Here is a 15,152-nt window from a genome sequence, read left to right on the forward strand (position 1 = left end):
AAGCAGCCGAGCATGGGCTCGGCTCTACAACCCCCGATCCATTTCATCGCAGATAGGGTGCTATCACCCGCGCAGGGTGGCGCCGCCGTCCACATACAGGTCGCTCATCGCCACGTGCCCGGCCTGCTCGGAGAGCAGGAACATCACCGAGTGCGCGATGTCTTCCGGGGTGGCCAGCTTGCGCAGCGGGATGCCGGCCTTGTACGTCTCCAGGTTGCCGGCAATCACCCGCTCGGCACCGTGCTCGTCCTGCCACATGCCGGTCTGCATCGGGGTCAGCGTTGAACCCGGGGCGACGATATTGCAGCGGATGCCCAGCGGCGCCAGTTCCAACCCGAGGCAGCGGGTGAACATCGTGGCGGCAGCCTTGGACGCGGCGTAGGCAGCCATGCCGTGCCGCGGCACGCCGGCGGCATTCGAACTGACGGCGACGATCGCGCCCTGTCGCCGTGGTGACATCACCCGCGCCAGCGCACGCCCAACATGGAACACGCCATCGGCGTTGACTGCGAACACCCGGCGCCAATCGGCATCCGTGGTCTCCGCAACAGCTCCCACATGCAGAACACCCGCCACACTGGCGGCAAGGCCAATGGGCCCGATGCTGGCTTCCACGCGATCCACCAAGGCATCCACCGCCGCGCTGTCGGTCACATCGAGGGCAAACGCCTGCACACGTGCATCCGCGACCACGGGCGCCTCGCGATCGGTTGCCACCACCGTGCAGCCGGCCTCGGCCAACAGCCGTACCAGGGCCTCGCCGATGCCGCCGGCGGCGCCGGTCACCAGTGCCACGCGACCTTCAAAGCCGGTCAACTGCATGTTGCGATCTCCTGTTGCTCATCCCAGTGGCGCAGGCGCGCCGACAACCACGGTGCCAGCTGCGCCACCGCATCGCGTCCGGTCAGCTCGGCATGCAGGAACGGCAGTTCCAGCGCCTGCACCTTGCGCGCGTGCGTGCGCCACAACGCCGACTGCAGCTGCGGCCGCGTCTGATGATCCCGGCCAGCGCGCACGTGCACCAGCGTGCCGTCGAACGGTTGGTGGATGTGTTCGCGGATCAAGCGATTGGTGCCGGTCACCGCACGCACCACGCCATCGAGCACTACATCCGGCAGACTGCCGAGCGCACTACCACCGCGACGCAGGAAGGCAAGAATGCGTTCACGGCTGTCCAGCTCCGGATGCGCCTCCGGGTCATGGCCGGCAATCGCCAGCAGCGCACGCAGTGCGGCGATGGCATCCGGTTCCGGCTCGGCCCGCCAGCATTCGCTGGGATAGGCGTCGAGCAGCACCAGTTCACCGACTTCACGCCCGATTTCATGCAGGCGCACCGCCATCGCCTGGGCGAGGATGCCGCCCACCGACCAGCCCAGCAGATGCACCGGCCCCTTCGATTGCAGCGTAACCACCCGCTGCACGTAGTCATTGGCCATGGCTTCGATGCTGGACGGCAACGGCTGCTTCGGATCCAGCGCGGGCGACTGCAGGCCATATACCGGGCGTGCCGGCTGCAGGGCGCGCGCCAGCGTCCGGTAGTTCCAGGCGATGCCACCGGCCGGGTGCAGCACGAACAACGGAGTGGGCCCATCAGCGTCAGTCGCAGCCAGCGAGATCACCGGGCCCAATGCGTGGTCGGCCAGCGCCGGCGGTTCGGCAATGCGCGTCGCCAATGCGGCTACGGTCGGCTGCGCGAACAAGGCACCGAGGCCGAGGTCACAGCGCCAGCGTTGTTCGATGGCCAGCAGCAGGTGCACCGCGGACAGCGAGTCGCCGCCGAGACTGAAGAAGTCCGCATCCACTGCCACCGCTGCCTCGCGGCCCAGCGCCTGTGCGAACAGCATTGCCAGTTCCTGCTCCAGCGGCGTGCGCGGCGCCAGTCCGGCAATCTCGCTCTGCGGCGGCTTCGGCAAGGCGTTGCGGTCGAGCTTGCCGTTGGCAGTCACCGGCCACTGATCCACGCCAACGAACGCCGACGGCACCATGTAGTCCGGCACGCGAGTGGCCAGGTGGCTGCGCAGCATCACGGCATCGGCAAGCGCCGCTGGCACATAGGCCGCCAGCCGGGCATCACCGGGGACATCCTGGCGCAACAGCACCTCCACCCGATCCATGCCCGGCAGCTCGCGCAATGCCGCTTCAATTTCACCTAGCTCGATGCGCAGGCCGCGCAGCTTTACCTGATGGTCGCTGCGGCCGAGGTACTCGACCGCACCATCGCCGCGCCAACGCCCCACGTCGCCGGTGCGGTAGATGCGCTCGCCTGGAAGGAAGGGATCGGCCAGGAAACGTTCGGCGGTCAGGTCATCGCGGCCAAGATAGCCACGCGCCAGCTGCACCCCTCCCAGATACAGGTCGCCCGGCACACCGACCGGCAGCGGCTGCATCCGCGCATCCAGCACGTACAGGCGGGTGTTCCAGACCGGGAAGCCGATCGGTACCGGCCGTGAGCGGTCCTGCGCCGACGCCGGCCAGTAGCTGACGTCCACGGCCGCTTCGGTCGGGCCATACAGGTTGTGCAGTTCGGCCTGCACGCGCCCATGGAAACGATCACGCAGCGATGCGTCCAGCGCTTCGCCACTGGTGAACACGCGGCGCAGCTGCAGGTCTTCGGAGGCCGGCGCGGCAAGGAACGCGTCGAGCATCGACGGCACGAAATGCGCGGTGGTGATGGCATGCGCACGGATCAGCCGCGCCAGCTCGGTCGGATCGCGATGCGCGTCCGGGCCCGCCACCACCAGCGTCGCGCCGCACAGCAGCGGCAGGAAGAACTCCCAGACCGAGACGTCGAACGTGGCTGGGGTCTTCTGCAGAACACGGTCATCGGAACGGATGCCGTAGTGCTCGCGCATCCACAGCAGGCGGTTGACGATGGCGCGGTGCTCGATGACCACGCCCTTCGGCTCGCCGGTCGAACCGGAGGTATAGATCACATAGGCTGCATCGCTGGGCGCCGGATCGGCCCACGGTGCTGCGAAACTCAGCGCGGTCCATTGGTCGGGGGCGAGCACCGGCACGCCGTCCAAGCGCGCCGATACCTCTGCCGCAGCCAGTACGCACGCCGGCTGCGCCGAGGAGAGAATGCGCGCGAGGCGCTCATCGGGATGGGCAAGGTCCAGCGGCAGGTAGGCGGCACCCGCACGCAGCACCGCCACCAGCGCGATCACCAGTTCCAGCGAGCGTGGCAGCGCCACCGCCACCACACTGCCCGGACCGACCTCCATCGCACGCAGTTGTGCCGCCAGCGCGAAACTCCGCGCTTCCAGCGTTGCGTAGTCCAGCGTGGTGTCGCCGAACACCAGCGCAGGCGCGTGCGGATCACGGTCCATGCCCTGCTGCAGCAGTTCAACCAACGTAGTCTGTGGCAGCGCATGCGCGGTGGCATTGAAACCATGCACCACCTGCTGCGCTTCTACGGCGGAGGCCAGCGGTACCGCAGCGATGTCTCCGGCCTCCAGCGCCGCCGACACGAAATGCAGCAACCGCGCCGCGTGCGCTTCGACATCCTCGCGACTGTAAAGCGCGGGATTGGCTTCGATCTCCAGGTCCAGCAGGTGCTGGCCATCGCCACGGAAACCCAACGTCAGATCATCCACCGGACCGGTGCACAGCACCTCCAGCTTCGCCTGCACGCCAGTCACCGCCAGCGGCTTGTAGAACGGCTGCACATTCACCAGCGGACCGTGCAGGCGCTGCTGCGCGCCCACCAAACCCATGTCCCGGCGCAACTGCTCGCCACGGTAACGGCCGTGCTTGCGACCCTGGCTGAGCTGCCGGGCCAGCCCGCGGGCAAAGTCCTCGACGCTGCCCTCGCCAGCCGCCACGCGCAGCGGCAGCACATTCATCACCATCGCCGGCACCCGTGCCGATGCGTTGCCGAGCCGCCCCATGTAGGGCACGCCCAGCACCACTTCATCGGCAGCGCTCATCCGCCGCAGGTACTCGGCCGACAACGCGGCAAGCACATCCGGCCAGGGCTGCAGCCAACGCACCGATGCCTGCAGCAGCTGCTCACGGAATGCAGCATCGAGCGGCTGCACCCAGCGCAGCGCGTCGTCACTGGCCGCGAGCGTACCGGCCAGGCCCGCGCCCGCCGGTGCGCCCTGCATCTGCTCACGCCACCACTGCCCGGCCTGCGCGCGGCGCGGATCGGCACGATAAGCGGCATCATCGGCCAGCACGCCCGCCAGCCCCGGCAGTGCCTCACCCGCACGACCGGCATACAAGGCGCACACGCGATCAGTAAACAGCGCCATGCCGTAACCATCCGCGGCCAGATGATGGACGCGCAGGTACCAGGCCCAGCGCTGCCCACCCAGATCGAACAGCACTTGCTGGCTGATCCTGTCGCGGGTTGGATCGACCGCGCTGAGCCGGTCGGCCTGCATCAGGGCACGCGCCGCCGATGCCGGGTCGGTCTCGCCGGATAGATCGCGCACCGACAGCAGCGGCACGTGCGACGGGTCATGCCACTGCAGCGGCTGGCCGTCGGCCCCCTCGGCAAAGCGCAGCGCGAAGGCCTCGGCTTCAACCGCCGCCCGGTGGGCAGCCGCCATGAACGCGACCACGTCCAGCGGACCGTCGATCCACACCGCATGTGCGGTATTGAATGACGGATTGTCCGGTGCCAGCCGCTGCGCGAACCACAGTCCGGCCTGAGCCTCGGTCAGTGCCACCGGCGTGGCCAGCACAGCGACGTTCATGCGTTCTGCGCGGCCTGCAGTTTCTGCACCACGCCCCACCACTGGCGCAGCGTGGTGTGCTCGGCCAACTGCGAGAATTCCAGCGGCAGGCCGGTATTGCCCCAGGCCAGGACCAGCCCGAGCATGCGCATCGAATCCAGGTCCAGGTCGATCAGGTTGTCGTCGTCACCGATCTCGGCCGGCGTGCACTCCAGCACACGCGCCACATCGGAGCGCATCCGCTCCAGATCCAGCACTTCACTCGTGGCGGTCATCGCAGCACCTCCAGCAGCTGATCGGTGGTCATCGGCACGCCACAGGTGCGTGCGATCCAGTGCAGCGCCTGATCGTGATCGGCACGCGAGAAGTCCGCCACCGCATCGGCGGCGATGAACGCCTCGATATCACGCTGGAAAGCTTCAACCACGGTGGCCGTGCAACCGATATGCGCATACACGCCGGTCACCAGCAGCTGGTCGCGGCCACGCACCCGCATCAGCGTCTCCAGGTTGCTGCGCTGGAACGCGCTGTAGCGGTGCTTCACCAGCACGTGCTCACCCGGCTGCGGTGCCAGCGCCTCGATGATCGGTTCATGGTCGGCGCTGCGGCGCATTCCGGGCCCCCACAGATCGGCCTGCAGGCCACGGTCACGGCGATCCTGGTCGCCATGCTGGGCGGTGTAGAACACGGGAATGCCGTGCGCGCGGCAGTGCGCCAGCAGGCGCACGATATTGTCCACCGCCGGCCGCAGCGGCGCGTTTCGGGCATCGAACGCGGCCAGGAAGTAGCGCTGCATGTCGTGTACCAGCAGCGCGACACGATCGCGTTGCGGGCGCCAGGGCCCGCGCGCCTGCGGCAGTTCGGCAGCGGTCGGCAAGGAATAGTTGGTGATGCGGGGCAGCGCCATCAGCGCGTTCCTCCTGTCTGTTGCAGATGACGCGCGCGCAGCTGCGCGCGCAGTTCGCGGCGGCTGATCTTGCCGACCGCGGTGGTATCGAAGCTGTCGACGAACACGACCTGGTCCGGCACCTTGAACGCCGCCAGGCCGCGCGTACGCATCCAGGCCTTCAGTGCCGGTGCCTTGATCGGCTCCCCCTGCTGGATCACGAAGGCGCAGCTGCGCTCACCGAGATACTCATCGGGAATGGAGACCACGGCGGCGTCGAACACGCCGGGGTGGGCCAGCAGGTGATCTTCAATCTCCTCGGCGGAGATTTTCTCGCCCGCCCGGTTGATGTGGTCACCGGCACGGCCCTGCACCACCAGATAGCCGCCGGGCAACTGCTGCACGCGGTCACCGGTGCGGTAGAACCCATCGTCGGTGAACGAGCGCGCGTTGGCCACCGCATCGTTGTGGTAACCACGGATGGTGTACGGGCCGCGGGTCAGCAGATGGCCAACTTCGCCCTCAGCCACCGGCTGGTCGTGGTCATCGACCACGCGCACTTCGTCGTCCGGGCTGATCGGCCGGCCCTGGCAGGCCACGATCAGTTCCTCCGGATCATCCAGCCGGGTGTAGTTGACCAGGCCTTCGGCCATGCCAAACACCTGCTGCAGGGTGCAGCCCAGGCTGTCGATCACGCGCCGCGCAGCTTCCGGCACAAGCTTGGCGCCGCCCACCTGCAGTACCTGCAGGCTGGACAAGTCATGCTTGCTGCTGGCGGCCGCCTGTGCCCACAGCAGCGCCAGCGGCGGCACCAGGCCACAGCAGGTCACGCGCTCGCGGGCGATCAACGGGAACGCCGCATCCGGGCCGGGGCCGGGGCTGAGCACTACGCGGGCGCCTGCATACAGCGCGCCGAAGAAGCCGGGCGAGCTCATCGGGAAATTGTGCGCGGCCGGCAGCGCGACCAGATACACGCTGTCGCGGTCGATGCCGCAGATGTCATTGCTGGCGCGGAACGAATAGATGTAGTCGTCGTGGGTACGCGGAATCAGCTTGGACAACCCGGTACTGCCACCGGAGATCTGCAGGAACGCCACCGACTGCGGATCCGGATCGGCCGGCAGCTGGCTGCGGTCGCCCTGCAGCGACTCCAGCGCGGTGAACTCCGCTGCATCGCCATCGATGACCACGTGGCGCAGCGCCGGCACCTCGGCCTGCAGCGCCCGCGCCAGCCCGCGATGATCAAAGCCGTCGTGCAGGTCGGCAGTGATGTAGGCACTGGCCTCGGCCTTGTTCGCGAAGTGCACCAGTTCGGTGATGCGATGCGCAGGCAGCGCGTATACCGGCACCAGTCCGGCGCGGAACAGGCCACAGACCGTGGTGATGAAGCCTGCGGTGTTGCCCAGCTGCACCAGCACCCGCTCACCGGGCTGCAGGCCGAGTGCCAGCAGTCCGGAACCGATGCGACCGGCTTCGTGCCACAGCTGCGCGTAGCTCAGGCGGATATCACCGGCGACCACCGCGATGTCATCCGCATAGCGTTCCGCACGCTCACGCAGGAATGCCGGGAAGGTCTCGCCGCGCCAGTGACCGGCCTCGCGATAGCGCGCCGCCAGCGCATCGGGCCATACCTGCTTCAGTGGCAGGCGGGAGGAATCAATGGAGGTATTCATGCGGCAGGCTCAATGGCGGGCGCGGATTCATGGACACCCAGCGCGTTCAACAGGGCAGCGAACTTCGCCGCGGTTTCGGCCACCTCGGCCTCGGGTTCCGATTCGGCGACGATGCCGGCACCGGCATACAGGCGCAGCTGCGTGCCCTGCAGGCGTGCGCAGCGGATCGCCACGTACCAGTCGCCGTCACCCTGCGCATCCAGCCAGCCCACGGCGCCGGCGTAGAAGCCGCGCGGCACCGGTTCCAGTTCGCGGATGCGCTGCAGTGCCGCCAGCCGCGGCGTACCGCAGACCGCCGGCGTGGGGTGCAGCTGTGCCAGCAGTTCGGCGGCAGACGTCTGCGGATCCTTCAGGGTGGCATGGATGCGGGTGCCCAGGTGCCACATGCTGGCGGTGGCATGCAGCACCGGCCGTGGCTGTGCATCGATGTAGCTGCAGTACGGTGCCAGGCCCTCGACGATGGCGTCCACCACATGGCGATGCTCGTCATGGTCCTTGGTCGAGGCCAGCAGCGCCTGCGCGGCACGCTCGTCCTCGGCAGCATCGGCGCTGCGGCGTGCTGAACCGGCGAGCGGATGCGACAGCAGTTCGGCACCGCGCTTGCGCAGCAGCAGTTCCGGGGTTGCCCCCACCAGCCACGCCGGCGCCTGGCCCAGCTCCACCGGCAACGGCACCGCGTAGGTCGCCACCGACGGATCCGCGCCCAGGCGTGCCAGCAGCACGTCCGGCGACAGCGCCTGGCGGGTGCGTGCCAACAGGCTGCGCGCCAGCACCACCTTGTGCAGGTTCTGCTCGGGCGCACGCAGGACCTGCACCGCCGCGGCAACCGCTGACGCATAGTCCTGTGGCGCAGGCTCGGCCCGCAGGGCGCCGTCCAGCGGCGGTGCGGCCTGCGGTTGCAATGCCAGCGCAGGCAACAGGCGCTCGGGCTGGTACAACGCATCGTCCGCACGCGGTTCGAACGGCACCGCGCCAACCAACAGGCCCGGACCACCGCGCTGCTGGGCAAAGAACTCCGAAACGCGCTCTGCCAGCGTCGCCAGTGCACCGGCCGGCAGCGCGGCGCGGCAGCCACGTGCGTGCACGTGCTGGCCGGCATGCTGCAGCAGGAACAACGACGCGTCGTCGGTGCTTTCCAGCGCAGCCGGCGCAGCCTCCGGCCACGCGCCCTGCATCAGGGAATCGTTCATGAGGTCTCCTTCATCCGATACGCGGCGGCCAGCGCGCACAGCAACAGCAGCAGCGCGCCCACCAGCAGGTAAGGCAGGCTGGGCCCACCGCGATACAACAACGTGCCGAGCATCGGCCCGGCCACCATGCCCAGCCCCTGCGCGGCCGCCACCGTGCCGGCCGCGGCGCCCTGCTCGTGCGCCTCCACCGCATCGGCGGCCAGCGCCTGGAACGAGGGGAATACGAAACCCATGCCGAACGCGGCCAGCGCGTACGCCGTCGGCAACTGCCAGGCCTGCTGCACGCCAGCCACCGAAGCGAAGCCGATGCCGGAAATGAGTGCGCCGAGGACGATCCAGCGGCGTGGATGTACCTCCATCTTCATCACCAGCGCCTGTGCCAGGATGAGGCCGACGCCAACCGCTGTGAGTGCAATGCCGGCCATGCGCGCGCCCGCAGCGGCATCCAGGCCAAGGCGATCAATCGCGAAGAAGCCGACCGTCACCTGCGCGATGGTCACCGAGATCATGGCGATGAACGCCGCCAGCTGAGGCAGGCGCAGGCGCGGGTCGAGACGGCTCATCGGCTGGCGGCGTTGCGCAGAAGCGCTCTCCACCGGCGGTGTGGCCGGCAACCGCCACGCCAGCAATGCCAGCGCAAGCAGCGGCAACAATGCGGCCACATACAGCGCCAGCGACAGATTCGTATAGGCCAGCCAGCCAGCGGCGGCCGGGCCAAGCACCATGCCCAGTGCGTTGGCGCTGCCCAGGCGGGCGAGGAATTTCGCACGCTGCCCGGTCGGTGCCTTGTCGGCGATCAGCGCGGCAGCGGTAGGAGGCACCGCGGCGTAGAACAGGCCGATCAGGCCACGCGCACCGACCAGCACCAGCACCGATACCAATACAGGCGGCACCGCCTGCAGGGCCACGTCGATGAACACCGCCAGCGCGATGTAGACCACGGTGTAGGCACTCATCGCCAGCATCAGCACGCGCTTGCGGCCGATGCGGTCGCTGAGCTGGCCCCACGGGCGCGCGGCCAGCATCCACAACACACCGGCGGCGGTGACCGAGAGGCCGGCATGCCACTCGGACAAACCGAGCATGCGGACCACCGGGCCGATCACGGCGACGAAGGACATCATCGCCATGGTGCCGATCAGGGCAGCCAACACCAGCGCCGGCAAGCCGGGAACGACGGGACGTGCGTGCATGAAACACCAGCCGTAACAGGAAAGGATGGCCGGGCGCGTCTGTACGCCCCCGCCCGGCATCAGTCCTGCTCAGGGCCCGACGCCATCCTTAAATGATAACGGCTCGTATTTGCATTTGATACCCATTCTCTTGAATGGGCATGCAACAGTGGGTTCAGCGCATTGCACGCAGGCCCAGCAGGCCACGGCGCTTGAACCACCACTCCAGCGGCAGCGTCACCAGCGGCGGGATCGCCGCCAGCAGGGCCAGGGCACTGGCCCACCACGGCCAACGCAGGCGCACTGCCGCGAACAGCGTCACCGCCACGTAGACCAGGAAGGCCACGCCATGCAGCGGCCCGAACAGCTTGACCAGCGCCACGTTGGCCATCGGGCCGTACTTCATCCACATGCCGATGAGCAGGCCGGCCCAGGTCACGGCCTCGATGAAAGCGACCGCGGCGAACAGGCGTCCAGTCGGGTGCATGGGGGAACGTTGGGTCACAGAGTGCTCCGGCATCGGGATATCAAATGCGAATGATACGCAGATGCGAACGGTCCGGACACCGCCGGGTAGCGCCGGGCCATGCCCGGCGAGCGAAGCGGGGCAGCGATATGGCGTGTCCACCAAGGTGGACACCTACCGGAGCACATCCGGCATAACCTGCTCGCCGATCTCGCGCAGCACCGTGTCCATCGGCCGTCCGTTGTCGACCAGATTGAACATCACATGCGCCACGCCCTGCGCATGCACGCGCCGCAGATAGTCGCGCAGCCCGTCACGGCCGACCTTCAGGCCCAGCGGCAATGGCTCGGCTGGCGCCTGCGGATCCGCCTGCAGGTCCAGCAGCATCGACTGCACGAACGGCTTGCCCGGCCCGCCGCGCTGCACCAGCGCCTGCTGCCACAGACCGATGCGTCCTTCCTGCGCAACCTCCTCGCGGTGATAGGTGGCCCAGCCTTCGCTTTCACGCGCGATCCATTGCAGGCTCTGCCGCGCAGTACCCACCACCAGCATCGGAATCCGCGTTGCCGGCGCCGGCAACACGTCGAAACCACCGGTCGCCTGCAGTACGGCGGTCCGTTCATCGGCCTCTGGTGACAACGCGGCGCGCAACAACGTCCAGCGCTCACGGAACGCCGCCGCCCTGCCCTCCAGATCCTCACCGAACGCGGCAAATTCTTCCGGGCGGTCACCCGAACCCAGGCCCAGCACGAAGCGTCCGCCACTGATCCGGTCCAGGCTCAAGGCCGACTTCGCCACCTGCAGCGGCTGGCGCAATGGCAGCACGATGGCTGCGCTGCCGACCACGATGCGCTCGGTCGCGGCAGCCAGCATGCCCAGCCACAGGAACGGGTCATCCAGCGCACTCGCTGTTGCATCCGGGCCCTGTGGCACCATCAACGGTACATCGCGGGTCCACAGCGCGGCGAAGCCAAGATCATCGGCCAGCCGCGCGATCCGCCTGGCTTCATGCGGATCGGCCAGCCCATGTGCGGCGACAGGCGTCATCAGGCCCAGGCTCAGACCCTGTTGCGGAAACAAGGCAGCGTAAGCAGGATTGAAATCACTCATGCCGCCAGCTTAGCGCGCAGGCCTGCGGCGACGATGACGCGCCACCAACCACTGGAAGAACACTGCATGCCGACGATCCGCCCTGCCCACGTCGATGACCTGCCCGCGATCAGCGCGGTGTGCCTGGCTGCGTTCACTGCAGCGGTGGCGCCTTCGCTCAGCGCGGCCGGCATCGCCACCTTCGGCAGTGTCGCTGCAGCCGATGCGTTTGGTGCACGCCTGCAGGGTGACAACCACATCCTGGTGGCCGAGCAGGATGCGCGCGTAATCGGCATGGTCGAACTGAAGGAGGGCCGGCACCTGGCAATGCTGTTCGTCGATCCCGCGTGCCAGGGCCAAGGTATCGGCCATGCCTTGTTCGAAGCCGTGCTGCCGCAGGTACGCGAGCCGGTACTGACGGTGCGCGCCTCGCTCAACGCAGTGCCTACCTACCTGCGCTATGGCTTTGTGCTGGATGGGGAGGTCGGCGAGTTCAACGGGCTGGTGTACCAGCAGATGGTGCGGGCAGCGGCCTGAAGGCATCCGCCGGGCAATGCCCGACGGGCGTCATGCCCTGCGGCACGCCTGTCATAAGCAAACTGAATCAGCAGGCTCCCCGGCGGTTCCTACAATGGCCTGTCACCCTGCCCTTCGAGATGCTGCCGATGCGCGTCGCGCTTTCCGTGTTGCTGCTGGCCTCGGCGCTGAGCGCCTGCACCCCGGCCCCGGTATCCACCGCCAACTCCGCCGAGGCACCCGCGCCGGCGTCCGCCATCGCCTGGCGCCAGGGCGATGTGGACGATGCCTTCGCCGAAGCCGCCGACAGCGGCAAGCCGGTGCTGCTGTACTGGGGCGCGGTCTGGTGCCCGCCGTGCAACCAGCTCAAGGCGGGCCTGTTCAAGGACCCGGCTTTCATCGCGCTGACCAGCAAGTTCGTGCCGGTCTACCTGGATGGCGACGAGGAAGGCGCGCAGGCCTGGGGCGAACGCTTCGGCGTGCGCGGCTATCCCACGCTGATCGTGCTGGACCCACAGCGCAACGAAATCACCCGCGTGGCTGGCGGCAATGACGCCGCCGAACTGACCCGGGCCCTGACCGTCGCTGCAGGCCGCCGCAGTGCTGTTGCCGCCACCTTGGCCACCGCGCTGGCAACGCCGGACCGGCTGGCCGCCGAAGACTGGCAGGTGCTGGGCGACTACGGCTGGGAAGTGGACGCCAACCGCCTGGCCGGCGAGCGCAGGAGCCAGGATGTGCTGCGCCAGTTGTCCAAGGCCGCACCGGACGCCGCCCTGCAGCGCCGCTTCGCTCTGCTTGCCTTGGCAACGGCCGAAAAGCCCGATGCCTCACCCGTGCGCGAGCTGCTGCAGGCGGTGCTGGCGCAACCGGCGGAAGTGCGCCGCAACCGTGAGCTGCTGGGCTATGCGGGCGTGCAGCTGGTCAAGCAGGCCAGTGCCGGGCCGGCCACCAGCAACACGCTGGGACGGCAGCTGCTGGTCGCACTGGAGCGCGCAGATGCCGAGCGCGGTGATCGCGCCGACGACGCGTTGTCGCGTGCGCTGACCGAAGTGTCGCTGGCCCGCCAGCAGCAGCCGAAGGGCGCACTGCCCCCGGCCCTGGTTGAGCGGGTCAAGCAGCGCGTGGGCGCTGCCGATGCCGCCGCCACCGATGCGCATGCACGCCAGGCCACGATCAGCAGCGCGGTGTACGCATTGCGCGAGGTAGGTGACGACGCGGGTGCCGAGGCACTGTTGCTGGCCGAGCTGAAGCGCAGCGAGCAGCCGTACTACTACATGCCCGAGCTGGCCGAACTGGCCGAGCAGCGCGGCGACGCCGCCGGCGCGCTGGAGTGGTTGAAGCGCGCCTACGATGGTGCACAGGGCCCGGCCACCCGCGTGCAATGGGGCGTGCTGTACGTGGAAGGTCTGCTGAAGCTGGCGCCGGACGATGCACCGCGCATCGAGCAGGCCACCGCGTCGCTGATCGCCGAGCTGGAGGCACAGCCGTCGGGTTACCACCAGCGTACCCGCCAGCGCTTCGAGCGACTTGCCGGGCAGTTGAAGGCGTGGAGCGGCAAGCATCAGGGTGCGGAGACGCTGGCACGGCTGCAGCAGCGGATGCAGCAGGCGTGCGGTGACCAGGTGGATGGCGCCTGTAAGGACTGGTTGAGCTGAGTTGATGAAAGCGCTGGCGGCGGGTTCGCCGGCCGGCGCTTTTGTTGATCCGTGTGGGAGGGGGCGGGGGCAGCGCATCAGCGCGCCGGTGAGGGTTCGGAAAGCGGGTTCTGGTAGTGCCGGCCGCTGGCCGGCAACCCGACCTTCGCTGAATGCCGGCCAGCGGCCGGCACTACCACGCCTCCGTCTTGACCTCTTGATCTCTTGACCTCAACCAATGTTGAGGTGCGATAACAATCTCCCCACGGCCAGCCCCTCTGGCCTTCCCCACGGAGATTGCTTCGATGTCGTACTCGCTTCCCCCGCTCCTCTATGCCTATGACGCCCTCGAGCCGCACTTCGATGCGCGCACGATGGAAATCCATCACAGCAAGCACCACCAGACCTACGTCAACAACCTCAATGCCGCGATCGAGCAGGCCGGCCTTGCCGAACAGCCGGTCGAGGCGCTGATCGCCAACCTCGATGCCGTGCCGGAGGCGCAGCGTGGCGCAGTCCGCAACAACGGCGGTGGCCACGCCAACCACAGCCTGTTCTGGACCGTACTCAGTGCCAACGGCGGTGCACCCGATGATGAACTGGCCGCCGCCATCGACCGCGACCTCGGCGGTTTCGATGCCTTCAAGGAGGCCTTCACCAAGGCTGCGCAGACCCGCTTCGGCAGTGGCTGGGCCTGGCTGACCAGCGATCGCGATGGCCGCCTGCAAGTCGAAAGCAGCGCCAACCAGGACAGCCCGCTGATGGGTGCAACGGTCGGCCTGTCCGGCAATACCCCGATCCTGGCGCTGGACGTCTGGGAACACGCCTACTACCTGCACTACCAGAACCGCCGCCCGGACTACATCGGTGCGTTCTTCAACATCATCAACTGGGCCGAGGTCGGCCGGCGCTACCGCCAGGCCCGGGCCTCATGAGCGGCGAGACACTGCCGTACGCCGGGCCGTGGGCGGGGGTCTTCCCCGCCCCGGTCCCGGTGCCGTCGGTCGAGATGCCGCCGCGTGCCCTACGGCGGCTGCTCGGCCATTTCCCCACCGGCGTGGCCATCGTCTGCGCGCGCGATGCGCAGGGCAAGCCCATCGGCCTAACCATCAATTCGTTCGTGCCAGTGTCATTGCAGCCGCCACTGGTGCTCTGGAACCTGGCGTTGCACGCGCAGAGCCTGTCCACCTTCCAGCGCGCCACCCGCTTTGCGATCAGCGTGCTGGCGGCCGACCAGGAAGCACTGGCCCGGCGCTTTGCCGATCCGCAGGTACGCAACCGCTTCGACGGCCTCGCATTGCTGGATGACGACGAGGACGCCCCGCCACGCATCGCCGGCGCGGTAGCGCATCTCACCTGTACCCGCCACGCACAGTGGCCGGTGGGCGATCACCTGTTGCTGGCCGGCCGCATCATCGAAGTGCACGAGAACGGAGGCGCGCCGCTGCTGTTCCATCGCGGCCGCTTCCAGCCCGGACCGGCCGAGCTGCTGGTGGAGGTGCGATGATGAACATCGAGGCTCTGGAATGCATGCTGGCCAGCGGCAAGGACGGCGCGCTGCTGCGCTTCGGCCTGGGCAAGGGCTGGCTGGATGCCGGCAACCCGGTGCGCGCAGCGACCCATCTGGGCCGTTGCGTGGTCCTTGATCCGCAGTATTCGGCAGCGTGGAAGCTGCTGGGCAAGGCCTGGCTGGCCAGTGGCCAGCCGCAGGCGGCGCGCGAGGCGTGGCAACGCGGTTTGAGCGTGGCCGGCAGCAAGGGCGACCAGCAGGCACGCAAGGAAATGCAGGTATTCCTGCGCCGCCTGGACCGCGAGCAGGCGGACCTGGCGAAGGCGGGCTGAGT

14 protein-coding genes are annotated in these 15,152 nt (G+C 68.3%); 5 read left to right on the forward strand and 9 right to left on the reverse strand.

Annotated features, from left to right (window positions below):
- Positions 1-63: 63 nt before the first annotated feature.
- The 9 genes from SMAL_RS11550 to SMAL_RS11590 all read right to left on the reverse strand — a co-directional run bounded on the left by SMAL_RS11550 (position 64) and on the right by SMAL_RS11590 (position 11,179).
- Positions 64-822, reverse strand: coding sequence for a 2,3-dihydro-2,3-dihydroxybenzoate dehydrogenase (locus SMAL_RS11550; RefSeq protein WP_012511303.1), 759 nt, complete (start codon positions 820-822; stop codon positions 64-66).
- Positions 813-4,703 carry an enterobactin synthase subunit F gene (locus SMAL_RS11555; protein ID WP_012511304.1) on the reverse strand — a complete coding sequence of 1,297 codons (3,891 nt, stop codon included), beginning with the start codon at positions 4,701-4,703 and terminating at the stop codon, positions 813-815. Before SMAL_RS11555 ends, SMAL_RS11550 begins: the two co-directional genes overlap by 10 nt.
- Complete coding sequence (locus tag SMAL_RS11560) at positions 4,700-4,957, reverse strand: phosphopantetheine-binding protein (protein ID WP_006372122.1); 258 nt, start codon at positions 4,955-4,957, stop codon at positions 4,700-4,702. Before SMAL_RS11560 ends, SMAL_RS11555 begins: the two co-directional genes overlap by 4 nt.
- Positions 4,954-5,589, reverse strand: coding sequence for an isochorismatase family protein (locus tag SMAL_RS11565; protein ID WP_006372124.1), 636 nt, complete (start codon positions 5,587-5,589; stop codon positions 4,954-4,956). Before SMAL_RS11565 ends, SMAL_RS11560 begins: the two co-directional genes overlap by 4 nt.
- A complete protein-coding gene (locus SMAL_RS11570) occupies positions 5,589-7,241 on the reverse strand; it encodes a (2,3-dihydroxybenzoyl)adenylate synthase (protein ID WP_012511305.1) in 1,653 nt (550 codons plus the stop codon). The genes SMAL_RS11565 and SMAL_RS11570 overlap by 1 nt, the downstream gene beginning before the upstream one ends.
- Positions 7,238-8,431, reverse strand: coding sequence for an isochorismate synthase (locus SMAL_RS11575; RefSeq protein WP_006372127.1), 1,194 nt, complete (start codon positions 8,429-8,431; stop codon positions 7,238-7,240). The genes SMAL_RS11570 and SMAL_RS11575 overlap by 4 nt, the downstream gene beginning before the upstream one ends.
- The gene (locus SMAL_RS11580) at positions 8,428-9,624 is read right to left on the reverse strand and encodes an MFS transporter (RefSeq protein ID WP_012511306.1); all 1,197 of its coding nucleotides are present in this window, start codon (positions 9,622-9,624) and stop codon (positions 8,428-8,430) included. The genes SMAL_RS11575 and SMAL_RS11580 overlap by 4 nt, the downstream gene beginning before the upstream one ends.
- 154 nt (positions 9,625-9,778) lie before the next feature.
- Positions 9,779-10,090, reverse strand: a complete 312-nt coding sequence (locus tag SMAL_RS11585; protein WP_032129991.1) for a DUF3817 domain-containing protein — start codon at positions 10,088-10,090, stop codon at positions 9,779-9,781.
- Between the two features lie 153 nt (positions 10,091-10,243).
- Positions 10,244-11,179, reverse strand: coding sequence for a TIGR03571 family LLM class oxidoreductase (locus SMAL_RS11590; RefSeq protein ID WP_012511308.1), 936 nt, complete (start codon positions 11,177-11,179; stop codon positions 10,244-10,246).
- Between the two features lie 66 nt (positions 11,180-11,245).
- On the opposite strand from SMAL_RS11590, the gene SMAL_RS11595 reads away from it, so the two are divergent.
- The 5 genes from SMAL_RS11595 (at position 11,246) to SMAL_RS11615 (ending at position 15,150) form a co-directional block, all read left to right on the forward strand.
- Positions 11,246-11,695 (forward strand): GNAT family N-acetyltransferase, encoded by a 450-nt coding sequence (locus tag SMAL_RS11595; protein ID WP_012511309.1) that lies wholly within the window; start codon positions 11,246-11,248, stop codon positions 11,693-11,695.
- 119 nt (positions 11,696-11,814) lie between these two features.
- Positions 11,815-13,329, forward strand: a complete 1,515-nt coding sequence (locus tag SMAL_RS11600) for a thioredoxin family protein (RefSeq protein ID WP_012511310.1) — start codon at positions 11,815-11,817, stop codon at positions 13,327-13,329.
- Positions 13,330-13,613: 284 nt separating this feature from the next.
- Complete coding sequence (locus tag SMAL_RS11605) at positions 13,614-14,243, forward strand: superoxide dismutase (RefSeq protein ID WP_012511311.1); 630 nt, start codon at positions 13,614-13,616, stop codon at positions 14,241-14,243.
- On the forward strand, positions 14,240-14,815 hold the full coding sequence (locus tag SMAL_RS11610) for a flavin reductase family protein (RefSeq protein WP_012511312.1): 576 nt from the start codon (positions 14,240-14,242) through the stop codon (positions 14,813-14,815). Before SMAL_RS11605 ends, SMAL_RS11610 begins: the two co-directional genes overlap by 4 nt.
- A complete protein-coding gene (locus SMAL_RS11615) occupies positions 14,815-15,150 on the forward strand; it encodes a tetratricopeptide repeat protein (protein WP_032129997.1) in 336 nt (111 codons plus the stop codon). The genes SMAL_RS11610 and SMAL_RS11615 overlap by 1 nt, the downstream gene beginning before the upstream one ends.
- Positions 15,151-15,152 lie beyond the last annotated feature (2 nt).

This window comes from Stenotrophomonas maltophilia R551-3 (genome assembly GCF_000020665.1).
GTDB lineage: Bacteria > Pseudomonadota > Gammaproteobacteria > Xanthomonadales > Xanthomonadaceae > Stenotrophomonas > Stenotrophomonas maltophilia_L.

Coding starts and splice junctions, on each gene's coding strand:
- SMAL_RS11550 (WP_012511303.1), bottom strand. CDS start 822: ATGCAGTTGACCGGCTTTGAAGGTCGCGTGGCACTGGTGACCGGCGCC.
- SMAL_RS11555 (WP_012511304.1), bottom strand. CDS start 4,703: ATGAACGTCGCTGTGCTGGCCACGCCGGTGGCACTGACCGAGGCTCAG.
- SMAL_RS11560 (WP_006372122.1), bottom strand. CDS start 4,957: ATGACCGCCACGAGTGAAGTGCTGGATCTGGAGCGGATGCGCTCCGAT.
- SMAL_RS11565 (WP_006372124.1), bottom strand. CDS start 5,589: ATGGCGCTGCCCCGCATCACCAACTATTCCTTGCCGACCGCTGCCGAA.
- SMAL_RS11570 (WP_012511305.1), bottom strand. CDS start 7,241: ATGAATACCTCCATTGATTCCTCCCGCCTGCCACTGAAGCAGGTATGG.
- SMAL_RS11575 (WP_006372127.1), bottom strand. CDS start 8,431: ATGAACGATTCCCTGATGCAGGGCGCGTGGCCGGAGGCTGCGCCGGCT.
- SMAL_RS11580 (WP_012511306.1), bottom strand. CDS start 9,624: ATGCACGCACGTCCCGTCGTTCCCGGCTTGCCGGCGCTGGTGTTGGCT.
- SMAL_RS11585 (WP_032129991.1), bottom strand. CDS start 10,090: ATGCACCCGACTGGACGCCTGTTCGCCGCGGTCGCTTTCATCGAGGCC.
- SMAL_RS11590 (WP_012511308.1), bottom strand. CDS start 11,179: ATGAGTGATTTCAATCCTGCTTACGCTGCCTTGTTTCCGCAACAGGGT.
- SMAL_RS11595 (WP_012511309.1), top strand. CDS start 11,246: ATGCCGACGATCCGCCCTGCCCACGTCGATGACCTGCCCGCGATCAGC.
- SMAL_RS11600 (WP_012511310.1), top strand. CDS start 11,815: ATGCTGCCGATGCGCGTCGCGCTTTCCGTGTTGCTGCTGGCCTCGGCG.
- SMAL_RS11605 (WP_012511311.1), top strand. CDS start 13,614: ATGTCGTACTCGCTTCCCCCGCTCCTCTATGCCTATGACGCCCTCGAG.
- SMAL_RS11610 (WP_012511312.1), top strand. CDS start 14,240: ATGAGCGGCGAGACACTGCCGTACGCCGGGCCGTGGGCGGGGGTCTTC.
- SMAL_RS11615 (WP_032129997.1), top strand. CDS start 14,815: ATGAACATCGAGGCTCTGGAATGCATGCTGGCCAGCGGCAAGGACGGC.